The organism is Streptomyces sp. NPDC032822 (genome assembly GCF_055578825.1).
In genome coordinates, this window is record NZ_JBVIOL010000005.1 from 465,447 (window position 1) to 484,030 (window position 18,584).

The 18,584-nt window shown below is 68.4% G+C and carries 11 protein-coding genes; 2 read left to right on the forward strand and 9 right to left on the reverse strand.

The window, feature by feature from the left end:
* Positions 1 to 124: 124 nt before the first annotated feature.
* The 9 genes from ACZ5VD_RS17630 to ngcE form a co-directional block, all read right to left on the reverse strand.
* Entirely contained in the window at positions 125 to 1,648 is a 1,524-nt protein-coding gene (locus ACZ5VD_RS17630; RefSeq protein WP_468548230.1) for an amino acid permease, read from the reverse strand.
* Positions 1,649 to 1,795: 147 nt separating this feature from the next.
* A complete protein-coding gene (gene dxs, locus ACZ5VD_RS17635) occupies positions 1,796 to 3,724 on the reverse strand; it encodes a 1-deoxy-D-xylulose-5-phosphate synthase (protein ID WP_468548231.1) in 1,929 nt (642 codons plus the stop codon).
* 290 nt (positions 3,725 to 4,014) lie between these two features.
* Positions 4,015 to 5,334, reverse strand: a complete 1,320-nt coding sequence (locus ACZ5VD_RS17640; RefSeq protein ID WP_468548232.1) for a sugar ABC transporter permease — start codon at positions 5,332 to 5,334, stop codon at positions 4,015 to 4,017.
* Entirely contained in the window at positions 5,331 to 6,119 is a 789-nt protein-coding gene (locus ACZ5VD_RS17645; protein ID WP_468548233.1) for an ATP-binding cassette domain-containing protein, read from the reverse strand. Before ACZ5VD_RS17645 ends, ACZ5VD_RS17640 begins: the two co-directional genes overlap by 4 nt.
* A 233-nt stretch (positions 6,120 to 6,352) precedes the next feature.
* Positions 6,353 to 7,435 carry a sugar ABC transporter substrate-binding protein gene (locus ACZ5VD_RS17650; RefSeq protein ID WP_468548326.1) on the reverse strand — a complete coding sequence of 361 codons (1,083 nt, stop codon included), beginning with the start codon at positions 7,433 to 7,435 and terminating at the stop codon, positions 6,353 to 6,355.
* A 132-nt stretch (positions 7,436 to 7,567) separates the two neighbouring features.
* A complete protein-coding gene (locus tag ACZ5VD_RS17655) occupies positions 7,568 to 8,767 on the reverse strand; it encodes an ROK family transcriptional regulator (protein ID WP_468548234.1) in 1,200 nt (399 codons plus the stop codon).
* Between the two features lie 183 nt (positions 8,768 to 8,950).
* Positions 8,951 to 9,874: a carbohydrate ABC transporter permease gene (locus ACZ5VD_RS17660; RefSeq protein WP_468682639.1), complete on the reverse strand. Its 924-nt coding sequence runs from the start codon at positions 9,872 to 9,874 to the stop codon at positions 8,951 to 8,953.
* Positions 9,875 to 9,878: 4 nt separating this feature from the next.
* A complete protein-coding gene (locus ACZ5VD_RS17665; RefSeq protein WP_468548236.1) occupies positions 9,879 to 10,805 on the reverse strand; it encodes a carbohydrate ABC transporter permease in 927 nt (308 codons plus the stop codon).
* Between the two features lie 16 nt (positions 10,806 to 10,821).
* Positions 10,822 to 12,276 carry an N-acetylglucosamine/diacetylchitobiose ABC transporter substrate-binding protein gene (gene ngcE, locus ACZ5VD_RS17670; RefSeq protein WP_468682640.1) on the reverse strand — a complete coding sequence of 485 codons (1,455 nt, stop codon included), beginning with the start codon at positions 12,274 to 12,276 and terminating at the stop codon, positions 10,822 to 10,824.
* 407 nt (positions 12,277 to 12,683) lie between these two features.
* Between ngcE and ACZ5VD_RS17675 the strand changes: the two genes are divergently transcribed.
* Together ACZ5VD_RS17675 and ACZ5VD_RS17680 are read left to right on the forward strand one after the other, a co-directional pair.
* Positions 12,684 to 16,514 (forward strand): GH92 family glycosyl hydrolase, encoded by a 3,831-nt coding sequence (locus tag ACZ5VD_RS17675; RefSeq protein WP_468682641.1) that lies wholly within the window; start codon positions 12,684 to 12,686, stop codon positions 16,512 to 16,514.
* Between the two features lie 33 nt (positions 16,515 to 16,547).
* The gene (locus ACZ5VD_RS17680) at positions 16,548 to 18,548 is read left to right on the forward strand and encodes an alpha-glucuronidase (RefSeq protein ID WP_468548239.1); all 2,001 of its coding nucleotides are present in this window, start codon (positions 16,548 to 16,550) and stop codon (positions 18,546 to 18,548) included.
* The last annotated feature ends 36 nt before the right edge of the window (positions 18,549 to 18,584 follow it).

Below are 18,584 nucleotides of genomic sequence, written 5' to 3' on the forward strand. Positions count from 1 at the left end.
ATGAGGTGAGACGAGCCGGTAGGCCAGCCCTCGGTGCTGTCCACCACCCGCCCCGCTACAGCCGCGCCCGGACCTCCATAGGTGGAAGCCCGGGCGAGCCGGTGGGGTGGGGCGAGGCGGTGGGTCAGCCCTCGGTGTTGTTCGAGGGCCGGCCCGTCTCGGCTGCCGCGGCCTTCTCCTGGAGGCCGAGACGGCTGTGGGAGCGGCCGTAGACGAAGTACACGAGGAAGCCGAGCAGCATCCAGATGCCGAACCGCAGCCAGGTCTCGGCGGGCAGGTTGAGCATCAGCCACAGCGAGGCGGCCACCGAGACGATCGGCAGGATCGGGACCCATGGGGTGCGGAAGGAGCGGGGCAGGTCGGGGCGGGTGCGGCGGAGGATGACGACGCCGATCGCGACGACCACGAAGGCGAACAGCGTACCGATGTTCACCAGCTCGGCCAGCTCGCTCAGCGGGGTGAAGCCGGCCACGACCGCGATGATGACGCCGAGCAGGATGGTCGGGCGGTGCGGGGTCTGGAAGCGCGGGTGGACCTGGGAGAAGAAGCGCGGCAGCAGTCCGTCGCGGCTCATCGCGAAGAAGACGCGGGTCTGGCCCAGCAGCAGGATCATGCAGACGGTCGTCAGGCCGACGGCGGCGCCGAAGCTGATGAAGCCCGCGTACCAGGGATGCCCGGTGGCCTTGAAGGCGTCGGCGAGCGGGGCGTCGATGGACAGCTCGGTGTAGTGCTGCATGCCGGTGACCACGATCGACACCGCCACATAGAGCACGGTGCAGATGATCAGCGAGCCGATGATGCCGCGTGGCATGTCCCGCTGCGGATTCCTGGTCTCCTCCGCGGCCGTGGCCACGACGTCGAAGCCGATGAAGGCGAAGAAGACGACCGAGGCGGCGGTGAAGATGCCCAGCACACCGAAGTTGGAGGGCGCCCAGCCGAACATCAGCTGGATGAGCGGGGAGTCGAGGCCGTTGCCCGCCGAGACCTCCTGCGCCTTCGGGACGAACGGGTCGTAGTTGTCACCCTTGATGAAGAACGCGCCCGCGATGATCACGACGAGGACGACGGTCACCTTGATGGCGACGACGAGCGAGGTGATCCGCGCCGACAGCTTCATGCCGAGCACCAGGACGCCGGTGAGCACCAGCACGAGCGCGGCGGCGAGGATGTCGAAGCCGAAGCCGTCGGCCCCGTCCCTGCCGCTGAGCGCCGCGGGCAGATGCCAGCCTGCGTTGTCGAGCAGTGAGGCGATGTAACCGGACCAGCCGACGGCGACCACCGCGGTGCCGAGCGCGAACTCCAGGACCAGGTCCCAGCCGATGATCCAGGCGGGCATCTCCCCGAGGGAGGCGTACGAGAAGGTGTAGGCCGAGCCGGCCACCGGGACGGTGGAGGCGAACTCGGCGTAGCAGAGCGCGGCGAGCGCGCAGACGACCCCGGCCACCACGAAGGCCAGGGCGACGGCGGGACCGGCGTTGTTCTTCGCGACCGTGCCGGTCAGGACGAAGATGCCGGTGCCGATGATGACGCCGACGCCGAAGACGGTCAGATCCAGCGCGGACAAGGATTTCTTGAGCGCGTGCTCTGGCTCCTCGGTATCGAGGATGGACTGCTCGACCTTCTTCGTCCGGAAGAGGGTGCTGCTCACGGATACCTCCCACGCTTTGTCGTCCTCGACATGATCGAGAGGGGGCGTAGGTCGTATGCCCCGGCGCGGGCGTATTCACGCGAACGGGCCGGTCGTTCCACCGCGAAGAGTGGTACGACCGGCCCATTCGGCGGAGCCCGGGAGCCGTCAGTCGCGGGCGGATTCCACCGAGTCGACCTCGGCCGCCGTACTGCCGTACCTGCCGTCCAGCTTGGAGACCAGGCCGGTGACCTGGCGGGCGATGTCGGGCGCGGTCAGCCCGATCTCCGTCATGACCTCGGCGCGGGTGGCGTGGTCGAGGAAGCGCGGCGGGATGCCGAAGTCGCGCAGCGGGATGTCGACACCCGCGTCGCGCAGGGCCTGCGCGATCGTGGAACCGACGCCGCCGACACGGGAGTTGTCCTCGACGGTGACGACCACCCGGTGCCGCTCCGCGAGCGGGGCCATGGCCTCGTCGACGGGTTTGACCCAGCGCGGGTCGACGACGGTCGTGGTGATGCCCTGCTTGTCGAGCAGTCCGGCGATCTCCAGGCACATGGGCGCGAGGGCGCCCACCGAGACGAGGAGCACGTCCGGGGTGTCGGTACCGGGCTCGCGCAGCACGTCCATGCCGCCGACGCGTCCCACGGCGGGTACGGCGGGGCCGACGGCGCCCTTGGAGAAGCGGACCACGGTCGGCGCGTCGTCGACCTTGACGGCCTCGCGCAGCTGGGCGCGGACCTGGTCGGCGTCGCGTGGGGCGGCCAGCCTGAGGCCCGGCACGACCTGGAGGATCGACATGTCCCACATGCCGTTGTGGGAGGCGCCGTCGGTGCCGGTGACCCCGGCCCGGTCCAGCACGAACGTGACACCGCACTTGTGCAGGGCGACGTCCATGAGGACCTGGTCGAAGGCGCGGTTGAGGAAGGTCGCGTACACGGCGAAGACGGGGTGCACCCCGCCGGCGGCGAGGCCCGCGGCGGAGACCGCGCCGTGCTGCTCGGCGATGCCGACGTCGTAGATCCGGTCCGGGAAGGCCTCCGCGAACTTCTTCAGGCCGACCGGCTGGAGCATCGCCGCCGTGATCGCGACGATGTCCTCGCGCTCCTTGCCGAGCGCGACCATCTCGTCGCCGAACACCGAGGTCCAGTCGGCGCCCGAGACCTTGATGGGCAGGCCGGTGTCGGGGTGGATGGGGCCGATGCCGTGGAAGCGGTCCGCCTCGTCCTGGAGGGCGGGCTGGTAGCCGCGGCCCTTCTCGGTGAGGCAGTGCACGATGACCGGGCCGCCGAAACGCTTGGCGCGGGCCAGCGCGGACTCCAGGGCCTCGATGTCGTGGCCGTCGATCGGGCCGACGTACTTCAGGCCGAGGTCCTCGAACATGCCCTGGGGGGCGATGAAGTCCTTGAGGCCCTTCTTCGCGCCGTGCAGGGTCTCGTAGAGGGGCTTGCCGACGACCGGGGTGCGCTCCAGGAGGTCCTTGCCGCGGGCCAGGAACCTCTCGTAGCCGTCCGTGGTCCGCAGGGTCGCCAGGTGGTTGGCGAGGCCGCCGATGGTCGGCGCGTACGAGCGCTCGTTGTCGTTGACGACGATGACCAGCGGGCGGTCCTTCGCGTCGGCGATGTTGTTGAGCGCCTCCCAGGCCATACCGCCGGTCAGGGCGCCGTCACCGATCACGGCGACCACGTGGTCGTCGCGGTCGAGGATCTGGTTGGCCTTGGCGATGCCGTCGGCCCAGCCGAGGACCGTGGAGGCGTGGCTGTTCTCGATGACGTCGTGCTCGGACTCGGCCTGCGAGGGGTAGCCGGAGAGGCCGCCCTTCATCTTCAGCCGGGAGAAGTCCTGGCGGCCGGTGAGCAGCTTGTGCACGTAGGACTGGTGGCCGGTGTCCCAGAGCACCTTGTCCCTGGGCGATTCGAACACCCGGTGCAGGGCGATGGTGAGCTCGACCACACCGAGGTTGGGGCCGAGGTGGCCGCCGGTCTTGGAGACGGCGTCGACCAGGAAGGTCCGGATCTCCTCGGCCAGCTGGTCCAGCTGCTCCAGGCTGAGCCGGTCCAGATCACGCGGTCCCCTGATGCGGGTCAGCAGCGGCACCCGTGCCTCCTTGCAGTAGAGCTGTTGCCGGGCTTGTCGAGTCTAATGTTCCGTCTTCGGAGACCGCGCCCGGGCGGTGCGTGATACGTCACGCGATCGGCTGTACCCAATATGTACCGTTCCTACGACATGACTGTGCCCGGCACCTCAGAGGCACCGGGCAACAGGAGCACCCTGCAAGGGGCGCGGGGCTGTGACATGTGCGGCTCCGCCGCGTGGGCGCGACCAGTTACGACGAACCGGCACCCGCAGTGCGCCCCGCACCCCAACGGCGAATCGGCGCGACCGCGCTACGCGCGACCCGCGGCCTTCTGACTCCTACGCGAGACGGAGTCGATGACGACCGCACCCAGCAGAACCGCACCCGTGATCATGTACTGGATCGACGTGTTCATGTTCAGCAGGTCCAGGCCGGTCTGGATCGACTGGATGACCAGCATGCCCAGCAGCGCGGACCACACGGTGCCCCGCCCGCCGAAGAGGCTGGTGCCACCGATGACCGCCGCCGCGATGGCCAGCATCAGCGTGTTGCCGCCACCGGCGTTCAGCGTCGCGCTCTGCGTCTGGCCGGCGAAGAACATACCGCCGACCGCCGCGAAGCCACCGGCGATGGCGAAGACGGTGATCCGGACCATCGACACGTTGATACCGGCACGGCGGGCCGCCTCGATGCCACCGCCGACCGCGAAGATCTTGCGGCCGTACGTCGTACGCCGCAGCACGAAGTCCACGACGACCAGCGAGGCGAGGAAGATCACCAGCGCGTTGGAGACACCGGCGGACGAGTTCAGCACGTACGCGGCGACGAACGCGGCCACCGCGAGGGCGCCGACCCGCAGCGCGATCTCGCTGGTGGGCCGGTAGGGCACACCGGCCTCGCGACGGCGGCGCTGCTCGATGAGCGAGCCCGCGAGCATGGCCACGACACCGAGGGCGGCCAGCAGGTAGGCGCCGACGATGGCCTGGTTCATGAAGAACGAGCTCTGGCCGAACAGGTGCACCGGACCCTCGTCCGGGATGTTGATGGTGCCGCTCTCACCGAGCAGCCACAGCATCAGACCGTTCCAGCCGAGGAAGCCCGCCAGGGTCACCACGAAGGCCGGTACGCCGATCCGGGCGAAGAACCAGCCGTGCAGGGCGCCGATGCCGACACCGGTGATCACGGTCAGCAGCAGGGCCAGCCAGGAGTTCACGCCGTGGTCGACCACGAACACCGCGAACAGCGTGGAGGCCAGACCGCTGACGGAACCGACGGACAGGTCGATCTCACCCAGCAGCAGCACGAAGACCAGGCCGATGGCGAGCATGCCGGTGGCCGAGAGGTAGTAGCTGATGTTGGAGAGGTTGTCGGCGCTGAGGAACCGGTCGTTCTGCAGCTGGAAGATCGTCCAGATGACGATCAGCCCGATGACGACGGGCAGGGAGCCGAGCTCGCCGCCCTTCATCTTCCGCTTGAACTCGGTCCAGTAGCCCTTGAAGCCCTCTTCGCGGATCAGCAGCCGCGGGTCGACGACGGTGACGGGCGCGGCCGTGGGGTCGTCCGCCGGGGCGACGGTCTTCTGGGCCGCCGGCTCCGGATCCTGCTTCACGGTCTTGGACGTTTCGCTCACTTTGCCGCCTCCGTGGTGCGCCCCGCGCGACGGGTCACGGCGTTGTCCGTGGCACCGGTGATCGCGGCGATGATCTCTTCGTGGGTGGTGTCCTTCACCGGGAAGGAACCGTTGTTCCTGCCCAGGCGCAGGACGGCGACGGTGTCCGCGACCGCCTTCACGTCAGCCATGTTGTGGCTGATGAGGATGACGCCGAGGTTGCGCTCGCGCAGCCGCTCGACCAGGTCGAGGACCTGGGCGGTCTGCTCGACGCCCAGGGCGGCGGTGGGCTCGTCGAGGATGACGATCTTGGGGTCGCCGATCAGCGCGCGGGCGATGGCGACGACCTGACGCTGGCCGCCGGAGAGGCTGGCGATCGGGATGCGCACGCTCGGGATGCGGATGGAGAGGGTGCTCAGCAGCTCGCGGGCGTTCTTCTCCATCGTGACCTCGTCGATGACGCCGCGGTGCAGCAGCTCGCGTCCGAGGTAGAGGTTGCCGACCACATCGAGGTTGTCGCACAGGGCGAGGTCCTGGTAGACCGTCGCGACGCCGAGTCCCTGGGCGTCGTGCGGCTTGTCGATGCTGACCGGCCGGCCGTCCCACTCGATGACGCCCTCGTCGATGGGATGCACGCCGGCGATCGTCTTGACCAGCGTGGACTTTCCTGCGCCGTTGTCGCCCACCAGGGCGACCACTTCTCCGGCGTGAACCTCCAGGTCGACCTCGGTGAGGGCCTGCACCGCACCGAATCGCTTGGAGACTCCGCGCAACGCCAGCACGGGCGTAGCGGACACGTGAACCATCTCCTTCGCCGCCTGACCGGCGGGGATGCCGCGCTTGTCGAAAGGCGCGGAGGGTGGTGCTCAAGGCACCGATTTACAAGATGAACATGCGCACGGCCGACGCCACTTGGCAACGGCTGAGCGGCCCTGAGGTCGCTCGTGGCGTGCTTCCGTCCGGCGCCCGCCCCGCAGCGGGGTATGAAGGTGGGGCGGACGCCGGACAGGCTGTGATTGCCGCCGAGGGGCGGCGACTGCTACTCCAGACCGGCGGCCTTGCACTTGGCGGCGTACTCCGCGGTGCAGATGTCGGCGACGGTGTAGAGCTTGTCCTTGATCACCGTGTCCTTGATGTTGTCGACGGTGACCGAGACCGGGGTCAGCAGCTGCGAGGGCACCTTGTTGCCGGAGCCGCTGGTCAGCGTCTCGGTGGCGAGGGAGTCGATGCTCTTGCCTTCGAGCAGGTTGACCGCGAGCTGGGCGGCCGCGTCGGCCTCCGGCTTGAAGGCCTTGTAGACGGTGCTGGACTGGGTACCGGCGACGATGCGCTGGATACCGGCGAGCTCCGCGTCCTGACCGGTCAGCGGGATGCCGCTGATGCCGGCGCCCTTGAGGACGGTGGCGATGCCGCCGGCCATGCCGTCGTTCGCGGCGTAGACGCCCGCGATCTTCTTGGCGCCGATCTGGGTGATGGCGGCCGACATCTTTTGGGCGGCGACCGTGTCCTTCCACAGACCCGACTGCTCGTAGGCGATGTCCACCTTGTTGTCGAGGGCCTTGTGGGCGCCTTCCTTGAACTGCGCGGCGTTCGGGTCGGCGTCGTCACCGTTGATCATGACGACCTTGGACTTGGTGGTCGCCTTGTCGCCGAGGGAGTCGATCAGGGCCTGGCCCTGGAGCTCGCCGACCTTGACGTTGTCGAAGGAGACGTACGCGGAGACCGGGCCCTGGGCCAGACGGTCGTACGCGATGACCTTGATGCCCTTGTCGACGGCCTTCTGGATCGAGGACTTGATCGCGGCGGAGTCCTGGGCGCTGATCACGATGACCTTGACGCCCTTGGTGATCATGCTGCTGACCTGCTGCGCCTGCTTGGCCGAGTCGGCCGCGGCGTTGGCGTACTCGACCTTGCAGTCGGAGCAGAGCTCGGCGACCTTGTCCTCGAAGTACGGCTTGTCGAACTTCTCGTAACGAGCGGTGACGCTGTCGGGAAGAAGCAGGCCGATCGACTTGCTGTCCGAGCTGCCGCCGCTGTCCGAGTCGTCGTCGCCCGCCTTGCCACAAGCGGCGACGGAGACGGAGAGCGCCCCGATCGCGACGGCAACGGCAGTACGACGCATAAGCGTGTTCACTTTTGAACCTCCCTGACGAGGCCGCGTCGTTGCGGCCGAGGTGGCTGGAAGTCAACTCGGCCACGCGTGCGACGTCAAGAAGTAAATACTTAACGAGATGGCAACGGCGTCCTGCGTTCTCTAAGTGAAGGCAGGCGTCGCAGCGTGCAGCGTGCCGTCCAAAAGGGTCGAATCACCCATCTCGCTGAGCGCGAGGGCCAGTGCTCCGAGCACCTCCGCACGGCCTCCGAGCGCCCCCGGCAGCACCGACAACCGGCGTGCCGCACTGGGGATCGCATAGCGACCGACAGACTCCCTGATCGGCCCGAGCACCAGCTCGCCGGCCTCGGCGAGATCACCGCCCAGGACCACCCGGCTCGGGTTCAGCAGATTGCAGAGATTGGCGACTCCACTGCCGATGTGTCGGCCGACGTCGGCAATCACCCGACGGCAGCCCGGGTCTCCGTCCCGCGCCAGCCTCACCACGCCTTCCATCGTCAGATCCGTCCCGTGGCTGGACTGGAGGAGCGGCAGTACATAGCGCGCCGCCGCGAAGGTCTCCAGGCAGCCGCGGTTGCCGCAGCGGCAGACGGGGCCGGATTCATCAAGCGTAATATGCCCGATTTCTCCCGCCGTGCCACCTGGACCGCGGTAGATCTTGCCGCTGATCACCAGACCTGCGCCGACACCGCTGGCGACCTTGATGTACGCCAGGTCGCGCACCCCCCGGCCGCTGCCCCACACCAGCTCCCCGAGGGCGCCGAGATTGGCGTCGTTGTCCACGTGCACGGGCACGCCCAGGCGCCCGCCCAGCTCCTCGGCCGGCTTGGTGCCGATCCAGCCCGGCAGGATGGCGGAGGAGCCGAGCGAGCCGGAGTCCAGGTCGATGGGTCCGGGGACACCGAGACCCACGCCGGCGATCTTGGAACGGTCGACGCCCGTTGCTGCGATCAGGCGATTGACCAGCTGTTCGGCCCGGTCGAAGCCCTGCGCCGAGGAGGCGTCGACATCGAGCGGCTCGGACTCCTCGGCCAGCACCTGGTGGGCCAGGTTCCCGACCGCGACCCGCAGATGGGTGTGCCCGAAGTCGACGCCGATGACGATGCCGGCGTCCCCGCTCAGGGAGACGCTGCGGGCCCGGCGGCCACCCGCCGAGGTGGGGGTGACCTCGACCGTTCCGCCGTCCTTGAGCTCGCGCACGATATTGGAGACGGTTGCCGCGGACAGGCCCGTGGACCGGGCGATCTCCGCCTGTGTGAGCGACCCGGCCAGTCGGACGGCCCGCACCACGCGTTCCAGGTTGGCTCGGTGCAGTGACGACTGCGACCCCGGAGTCTCCACGACGACCTCCTGCGCGCGGGACCGCATCGATGAGGCCCCGTCTATGTCCAACTAGTGAACTCTAAGCTGAGCCGTTCGGGTCGCCTCCCGTCAAGAGGTTGAACCGCATCCGGGTTGTTGAACACCATGCCGAAGGCCGCTCCCGGCACTGCCGGGAGCGGTGTCCGTACGGGCCGCCGGGCGCTACTTGAGCGCCCCCGCGGTGAGTCCCTGCACCACCTGACGCTGGAAGACGATGTACGCCGCGAGTACCGGCAGCATGGCCATGACCAGGCCCGCGAACAGGCCGGACCAGTCACCCTTGTAGCCCTGGCTGACCGCCAGCTGGACCAGTCCCTGGGTGAGGACGCGCTTGTCCGGGTCGGTGTTGAGCACGGTGGGCAGCATGTACTGGTTCCACTGCCCGAGGAAGTTGAAGATGCCCACGCTGATCAGGCCGGGCTTGGCCATCGGCAGCATGATCTGGAAGAACGTCCGGGAGTGCGAGGCCCCGTCCACGAAGGCCGCCTCCGCCACCGAGCTGGGCAGGGTGCGGAAGAACGCGGTGAGGAAGAACACCGTGAACGGGAGCGAGTAGGCGATGTAGACCAGGATGAGCCCGTGGATCGTGTTCAGCAGGCCCATGTTGTTCACGACGTAGAACAGCGGGACCAGCGCGAGCATGATCGGGAAGCTCATGCCTCCGATGAACAGGTAGTAAATGAACCGGTTGCCCGGGAAGTCGAAGCGGGCCAGCACATAGGCCGCCATCGAACCGAGCACCAGGGTGCCGACGAGTGAACCTCCCACCACCAGAATGGTGTTGAGGAAGTAGTCGCTCATGTTGGCCTCGGTCCAGGCCCGCGACCAGTTGTCGAAGTGCAGCTTGTCGGGCAGCGACCAGGGCGAGCCGAAGATGGCGCTGTCGTCCTTGAAGGACGTCATCACCGCCCAGAGCAGCGGCATGACGACGAGGATCGCCCAGATGACCAGGATCCCGTGCGAGAAGACGTTGAGGGTGGTGCCCTCCTTCTTCTCCTTCCGGGGCGGGCCGGCCGCGGAGCCGACCTTGTCGACGGGGGAACCGGGCTGGGCCGGTACGGAGGCGGAGGTCTCGGTCGTCTTCATCTGATCAGTACTCCAGCCGCTCGCGCCGGCCCAGTCGCATCACGAGGGCCGCGAAGGCCAGCGTGACGACGAGCAGGGCGACACCGATCGTGGTGGCGTAGGCGGCCTGTCCGTCGCGGAACGCCTTCTGGTACACGTACAGAACCAGGACGGTGGTCGAGTAGTCGGGACCGCCCGGCCCGGTCGTCATGATCTGTACGACCGCGAACGACTCGGCGCCGAGGGCGAGGATGCCCATGTAGACCCAGCCGGACTGCACGGTGTCCCAGAGCAGCGGCAGGGTGATCCGGAAGAACGTGGTGGCGCGGCCCGCCCCGTCGAGCAGCGCCGCCTCGTACAGGTCCGCCGGGATGGAGGCCATACCGGCGGAGAAGAGGACCACGAAGAAGCCGACCGTGGACCACACCAGCACCGCCATCACGCACCACAGGGCCAGGCTCGGGTCGCCCAGCCACAGGGGCTGGACGCTGTCGAGCCCGATCCCGCGCAGCAGCGAGTTGATCGCTCCGCTGTCCGGGTTGTACGCGAACGCGAACAGCAGGGCGACGATGGCGATCGAGAGCACCTGCGGGAAGAAGTAGACGATCTTGTAGAAGGAAGAGCCCCGGACACCGGAGATCACCGGGCCGCCCTTCCTTCTCCGTCCGCCGACATTGATCATGAAAGCGAAGAACAGCGCCAGACTGATCGTCAGCAGCGGCAGCACGACCGCGAACATCAAGCTGTGCTGCAAGGACTTCCAGAAGATCTCGTCGTCCAGCATCCTCCGGTAATTGTCCAGGCCGACCATCTTGAATTCGGGGCTCAGACCGGTCCAGTCCGTGAACGAGTAGTAGATGGACTGGATGAACGGCCAGATCACGAAAAGCGCGTACAGTCCGAGGGGCAGCGCCAGAAACCCCACGATGAACCGGTACTTGCCGTGCTGCATCGCTTCTCCGGTTCTGTTACTGGTGCTTGTAGTGCTTGATCGACGTGTCCTTGGCGGTCTCGTCGGCGAAGGCCTGGATCTTCTTGATGGCCTCGGCCGGAGTGAGCCGGCCGGCCATCATCTCGCCGAGTCCGGACACCCCGATCTTTTCCTTCTGCAACTGCACGTACCAGTCCTGCAGACGCGGATTCACCACGTTGTCCCCCGCCTTGTCGAGCGCCGCGACACCGGACTTGAGACCGGGGGTGAGGGTGATGCCGTCGGTGCCGCCGTTGTACGCGGTGAGCGACTTGACCTTGCTGGTGAAGTTCTTCGAGGACGCCTCACTGAGCATGATGCGCAGCTGCTCCATGCCGCCCACGCCGTTCTTCGCCTTGGCCGGGACGATGAAGGGCTCGCCGCCGGAGGCCCAGATCGTGCCGAACGGCAGCTTGTCGGAGGAGTCGATGCCGGTGGGCGCGGAGACCGCGAGGTCGAAGTCGGCGGGCATGACGTTCGCCGACTCGTTCTCCACCCAGGAGCCGTTCGGGATGAACAGCGCCTTGCCCTTGGCCCACGCGGTCTGCGACTGGATGTGGTCGAGACCGGGCGTGCCCTTGAGGATGTAGCCCTTCTTGTAGAGCTCGTAGTAGGCCTCGAAACACGCCTTGACCGCCGGGTGCTTCCAGGCGTTCGGCTCCAGGTTGTCGATCGCGTCCAGGACCTCGACGCCGCCCACCTTGCCGATCATCGGGTAGAGCGAGAAGGGCAGGTAGTACGGGTACTTGCCCGCGTACGTCCAGCCCGCCATGCCCTTCTTCTTGGCCTTCTCGCACACCGCGAGCATCTCGTCCCACGTCTCGGGATACGTGGCGTCGAGCGAGTCCAGGGCCTTCTGCGAGTACCAGACGCCGTACACCGTGTAGGCGTAGTACATGATCCAGACCGGGTCGCCGTCGAGTTGGCCCATCTCCACGATGCCGGGGCGCAGCGTGTCGCGGACCTTCTTGTTCGGGTCGTCGTAGGACGCGGAGTCCAGCAGCGGGGTGAGGTCGGTGAGCTGGTTCTTGCCGGCCAGGACGCCCATGTCCATCTGCTCGGCGCCGGAGTTGTCGATGAGGTCCGGCGGGGTGCCCTGGTTGAAGCGGGGCTGGAGGGTGGACTGGATCTTCTGGGTGGCCGAGAACTTCACCTTGGCCTTGGGGAAGTTCTTCTCGTAGATCTTCACCGCGTCCTCGGCGTACTCCTTGCCGAAACCGCCGTCGAACAGGACGAACTCCATCCCGGCGGTGTCGTTCACGCCCAGCGGGTTCTTCGCGGTCTTCTTGCCGGCTTTGGCCTTGTCCCCGTCGTCGTCGCCGCCACTGCTGGCACAGGCCGACAGGAAGCTCATGGTGGGAACGGAGATCAGGCCCAGCGCGGCGGACCGCTTGATCAGATCGCGGCGGCCTACGCCACCGGTTCCGTTGTTCTCGGCGGAAGTGGATCCCATGCTCAAGTCCTCGCCTTCTCCAGGACTCAGGCGGTGTACCGGATCCTCCCGGGCACCGCGGTCAGGTCAAGCAGGGTCGTGCAGGAAGTGCGGATCGTGACGTGCGGATGGTGACGTGCGGATCGTGAACTTCGATCATGCCGTGCGCATCGGGTGAATCGCCGACAGGTATAGTCCACTTCACGTCAATGGAGCAAGATCGAATGCAAGGTTGACCGTGGGTCTTTTCCGAGTTGAGACCTCCCGGAAATATGAGTGCCCTGTGTGCGCCTTGCCGGAAAAATCCCTGACATAGAGCTCGAATGCCACAGTCAACACCCTTGACATCACAGTCCACTTGAGTAACTACTGATCCTTGCGCCATGAAGTTGACAACGTTGTCCACTGCGCAGGGAGAGTGCTCGCGTATGCAGCAGCACAGGGTTCGGCTCAGACGGGGCTCGTCGGGCGGGCGGGGTTCGGTGGTCATGGTGGTGGCGGCCGCCTGGGTGATGGCGGTGGGCTCCCAGGGGGCGGCGGTGGCACTGCCCCGGGCACCCGCCGCGGCCGACCGGTCCTTCGCGTCCTCCTTCGAGGCGGGCGATCCGGCGCCCGACTGGATCAACACCGTGGACACCGCACCGGACGGCACACCGCGCGCCTCGGGCGTCGACGGCGGCTACAGCACCGGCATCCCCGGCAACGTCACCGACCATGTCACAGATGTCCGGGCCAGTGGCGAGAACACCGGTGGCGGCGAGGTCAAGGAGAACCTCACCGACGGCGAACCGGGCACCAAGTGGCTGACCTTCGCGGCCACCGGGTGGGCCGAGTTCGAGCTCGACAAGCCGGCCGCGGTGGTCCGGTACGCGCTCACCTCCGCGAACGACGCCGCCCAGCGCGACCCGAGAGACTGGACCCTCCAGGGCTCCGCCGACGGCAAGGACTGGAAGACCCTCGACACCCGCACCGGGGAGACCTTCGCCGAGCGGTTCCAGACGAAGACGTACGACCTCGCCGAGCCGGCCGCGTTCCGGCACTTCCGGCTGGACGTCACCGCGAACAACGGCGCCTCGGGCATCCTCCAACTCGCCGACGTGCAGTTCTCCACGGGCGGCGACGACGGCCCGGTCCCGCAGGACATGCTCTCGCTGGTCGACCGCGGCCCGAGCGGCTCGCCCACCGCGAAGGCGGGCGCCGGCTTCACCGGCAAGCGGGCCCTGCGGTACGCCGGCCGGCACACCGCCGAGGGGCGGGCGTACTCGTACAACAAGATCTTCGACGTGGATGTGGCGGTCGGCCGGGACACCCGGCTGTCGTACCGGATCTTCCCCTCGATGGCGGACGGCGACCTGGACTACGACGCCACCCACGTGTCGGTGGACCTGGCCTTCACCGACGGCACCCACCTCAGCGACCTGGGCGCCACCGACGAGCACGGGTTCGGGCTGTCACCGCGGGCGCAGGGCGCCTCGAAGGTGCTCTACGTCAACCAGTGGAACCACGTGGCCGCGCGGATCGGGTCGGTCGCGGCGGGCCGGACCGTCGACCGGATCCTGGTGGCGTACGACTCGGCGAAGGGGCCGGCGAGGTTCCGGGGCTGGCTGGACGACGTGACGATCGGGTCGGTCGCGCCCGAGAAGCCGAAGGCCCACCTCTCCGACTACGCGCTCACCACCCGCGGCACCCACTCCAGCGGCGGCTTCTCGCGGGGCAACAACTTCCCCGCCACGGCCGTCCCCCATGGGTTCAACTTCTGGACGCCGGTGACCAACGCGTCCTCGCTCAGCTGGCTGTACGACTACGCGCGGGGCAACAACGCGGACAACCTGCCGACCGTCCAGGCGTTCAGCGCGAGCCATGAGCCCAGTCCCTGGATGGGTGACCGGCAGACCTTCCAGGTGATGCCGTCCGCCGCGTCCGGCACCCCGGACACCGCCCGTGAGGCCCGGGAGCTGGCCTTCCGGCACGAGAACGAGACCGCGCGGCCGTACTACTACGGGGTGCGGTTCGAGAACGGCCTGAAGGCCGAGATGACCCCGACCGACCACGCGGCGGCGCTCCGCTTCACCTACCCCGGCGACGACACGAGCGTCCTGTTCGACAACGTGACCGACCAGGCGGGGCTGACCCTCGACAAGGCGGCGGGGGTCGTCACCGGCTACTCGGACGTGAAGTCCGGGCTGTCGACCGGCGCCACCCGGCTCTTCGTGTACGGCGTGTTCGACAAGCCGGTGACGGACGGGGCGTCCAGCGGGGTCAAGGGCCGTCTGCGCTTCGACGCGGGCGCCGACCGGACCGTCACCCTGCGTCTGGCGACCTCCCTGATCAGCCTCGACCAGGCGAAGGACAACCTGCGCCAGGAGATCCCGGACGGCACCTCCTTCGAGACGGTCAGGTCCCGGGCCCAGAAGCAGTGGGACCGGATCCTCGGCAAGGTCGAGGTGGAGGGCGCCACGCCGGACCAGCTGACCACCCTGTACTCCAGCCTCTACCGGCTGTACCTGTACCCCAACTCCGGCTTCGAGAAGGTCGGTTCGACGTACAAGTACGCCTCGCCGTTCTCGCCCATGCCCGGTCCGGACACCCCGACGCACACCGGCGCGAAGATCGTGGACGGCAAGGTGTACGTCAACAACGGCTTCTGGGACACCTATCGGACGACCTGGCCGGCGTACTCACTGCTGACACCCGGTCAGGCGGGCGAGATGGTCGACGGGTTCGTGCAGCAGTACAAGGACGGCGGCTGGACCTCGCGCTGGTCCTCGCCCGGGTACGCGGACCTGATGACCGGCACCTCGTCGGACGTGGCCTTCGCGGACGCGTACGTCAAGGGCGTCGACTTCGACGCGAAGGCGGCGTACGAGGCGGCCCTGAAGAACGCGACGGTCGTGCCCCCGTCGTCCGGTGTGGGGCGCAAGGGCATGGCCACCTCGCCGTTCCTCGGATACACGGCCACCGACACCCACGAGGGCCTGTCCTGGGCCCTGGAGGGCTATCTCAACGACTACGGCATCGCGCGCATGGGGCAGGCCCTGTTCAGGGAGACCGGTGACAAGCGCTACCGGGAGGAGTCGGCGTACTTCCTCAACCGGGCCCAGGACTACGTGAACCTGTTCGACTCCGAGGCCGGTTTCTTCCAGGGCCGGGACCCGGCGGGTGACTGGCGCGTCGACTCCTCGGCGTACGACCCGCGGGTGTGGGGCTACGACTACACCGAGACCAACGGCTGGGGTTACGCCTTCACCGCCCCGCAGGACAGCCGGGGCCTCGCCAACCTCTACGGCGGACGCGCCGGACTCGCGGAGAAACTCGACACGTACTTCGCCACCCCGGAGACCGCCTCGCCGGACCTCGTCGGCTCCTACGGCGGTGTCATCCACGAGATGACCGAGGCGCGGGACGTCCGGATGGGCATGTACGGGCACTCCAACCAGGTCGCCCACCACGTCAATTACATGTACGACGCGGCCGGGCAGCCCTGGAAGGCGCAGCGGAACGTGCGGGAGGTGCTGTCGCGGCTCTACACCGGCAGCGAGATCGGGCAGGGCTACCACGGTGACGAGGACAACGGCGAGCAGTCGGCCTGGTTCCTCTTCTCCGCGCTGGGCTTCTACCCGTTGGTGATGGGCAGTGGTGAATACGCCGTCGGATCACCGCTGTTCACCAAAGCGACCGTCCATCTGGAGAACGGCCGGGACCTGGTGGTGCGGGCGCCGAAGAACACGGCGAAGAACGTGTACGTACAGGGACTGAAGGTCAACGGCCGCTCCTGGAGGTCGACTTCGCTCCCCCACTCGCTGCTGGCGAAGGGCGGGGTCCTGGACTTCGCCATGGGGCCCGAGCCCTCGTCGTGGGGCACGGGCAGGAAGGCCGCGCCCGTGTCGATCACCCGGGACGACGAGGTGCCGAGCCCGCGCGCGGACGTGTTGAAGGGCGAGGGAGCCCTGTTCGACGACACGTCGGCGACGGAGGCGGGCGTGGCGGCGACCGTGGAACTGCCGGTCTCCGGGCGGGCCAGGGCGGTCCAGTACACGTTGACCTCGTCGGCGGACCGGACGAAGGCGCCGGCCGCTTGGCGGCTCCAGGGCTCGGCCGACGGGAAGACCTGGCGGACCCTCGACAGACGGTCCGGGCAGTCCTTCGCGTGGGACAGACAGACACGTGCGTTCACGGTGGGGTCACCGGGTACGTACGGGAAGTACCGTCTGGTCCTCGACGGCGAGGCGGTGGTGTCGGAGGTCGAACTGCTCGGCTGAGCGGCCGAGTCGGGAATCCGAGTTGGGGGTCTCATGCCGCTTCCCGTGCCCGTCCTGCCCGAGGGTGTCGACCCGGCGTGGTTGCCGGACGAGGCGTTCCGGCCGATCGGCACCCGGCGGGTGCTGGTCCGCGGATCGGGCCCGCTGGTGGAGACGGTGCACGGCGAAGTGGCCCAGGCCTGCGCCCGGTTCGGTGGTCGTGTCGTACGCGACGCCGAGCCGGGCGACTCCCGGTACGATCTGGTGCTGGATCTGACCGGCCCCGAGGACCTGGGGGACGAGGGGTTCACCTTCCTGCGCCGGGACGGCCGGACGGCGGTCACCGCGTCCGGGCAGGCCGGGCTGCTGTACGGCCTGTTCCATGTCGTGCGGCTCGGGGAGCGGGCCTTCCGCCACGACCGGCGGCGGGAGACGCACCGCCCCGCGGTGGCGCTGCGGATGCTGGACCACTGGGACAACGTGGCCGTGCACCCGGTGATGGGCCAGGTGGAGCGCGGGTACGCCGGCGGGTCGCTGTTCTGGGAGGACGGGCGGGCGCGGGGCGAGGTGGAGCGGGTGCGGGCCTACGGGCGGCTGCTCGCCGCCTGCGGGATTAACGCCGTGGCCGTGAACAACGTCAACGTGCACGCGGCCGAGGCGCGGCTGCTCACCGACCGGATCGGTGAAGTCGCCGAGATCGCAGGGGTGTTGCGGCCGTACGGCATCCGGACGCATCTGTCGGTGACGTTCGCCGCGCCGGTGGTGCTGGACGGTCTCGCGACGGCCGATCCCCTCGACGAGGCCGTACGGGCGTGGTGGGCCGAGGCGACCGCGCGGGTGTACGCGGCGATCCCCGACTTCGGCGGGTTCGTGGTGAAGGCCGACTCGGAGGGCCGGCCGGGCCCGTTCGCCTACGGGCGCAGTCACGCCGAGGGGGCGAACCTGCTGGCCGCCGCACTCGAACCGTACGGCGGGACCGTGCACTGGCGGGCCTTCGTCTACGACCACCGGCAGGACTGGCGGGACCGGAGCACCGACCGGGCGCGGGCCGCCTACGACCATTTCGTGCCGCTGGACGGGGAGTTCGCCGCGAACGCGGTGCTCCAGGTCAAGCACGGACCGTTGGACTTCCAGGTCCGGGAGCCGGTATCACCCCTCATCGGCGCGATGCCACGGACCCGGCTCGCGGTCGAGGTGCAGGCCACCCAGGAGTACACCGGGCAGCAGCGGCACGTGTGCTGGCTGGGGCCGATGTGGAGCGAGGTGCTGCGGTTCCGGCCGGACGGCGGGAGGGAGGCCGGGGCTCTGGCGGACGGCGGGCTGGTGGCGGTGTCCAACGTCGGCGACGACCCGTTCTGGACCGGCCATCCGCTGGCCCAGGCCAACCTGTACACCTTCGGCCGACTGGCCTGGCAGCCGGACGCCGACCCCCACCGGTTCCTGAGCGAGTGGATCGGGCTGACCTTCGCACCGGCGGAGAGCGGGGAGGGCGCCCGGCTCGGGGCCTCGCTGGCCGAGCTGCTGGGTGGCTCCTGGGAGACGTACGAGAAGTACACCGCCCCGCTCGGCGTGGGCTTCATGGTGCAGCCGGGCCACCACTACGGTCCGGGCGTCGACGGCTACGAGTACAGCCCCTGGGGCACCTACCACTTCGCCGACCGGGACGGCATCGGCGTCGACCGGAGCGCGGCGACCGGCACGGGCTACGCGGCGCAGTACGCGGGGCCCTGGTCCGAGGTGTACGAGTCGCCGGACACCTGTCCCGACGAGCTGCTGCTGTTCTTCCACCACGTGTCGTACGACCACATGCTCCACAGCGGGAAGACGGTGATCCAGCACATCTACGACACGCACTTCGAGGGCGTGGAGGAGGTGGAGGCGGCCCGGGAGCTGTGGGCGTCCCTGGCGGGCCTCGTCGATCCGGGGCGCCACGCACGGGTCGCGGAGCGCTACGAGGAGCAGCTCCGCAGCGCCCGCGAATGGCGCGACCAGATCAACAGCTACTTCCTGCGCAAGTCGGGTGTGCCCGACGCACATGGGCGCCGGATCCACTGATGCGGTAGGTGCTGGATCGGCCGTGCTGCTGCGCAG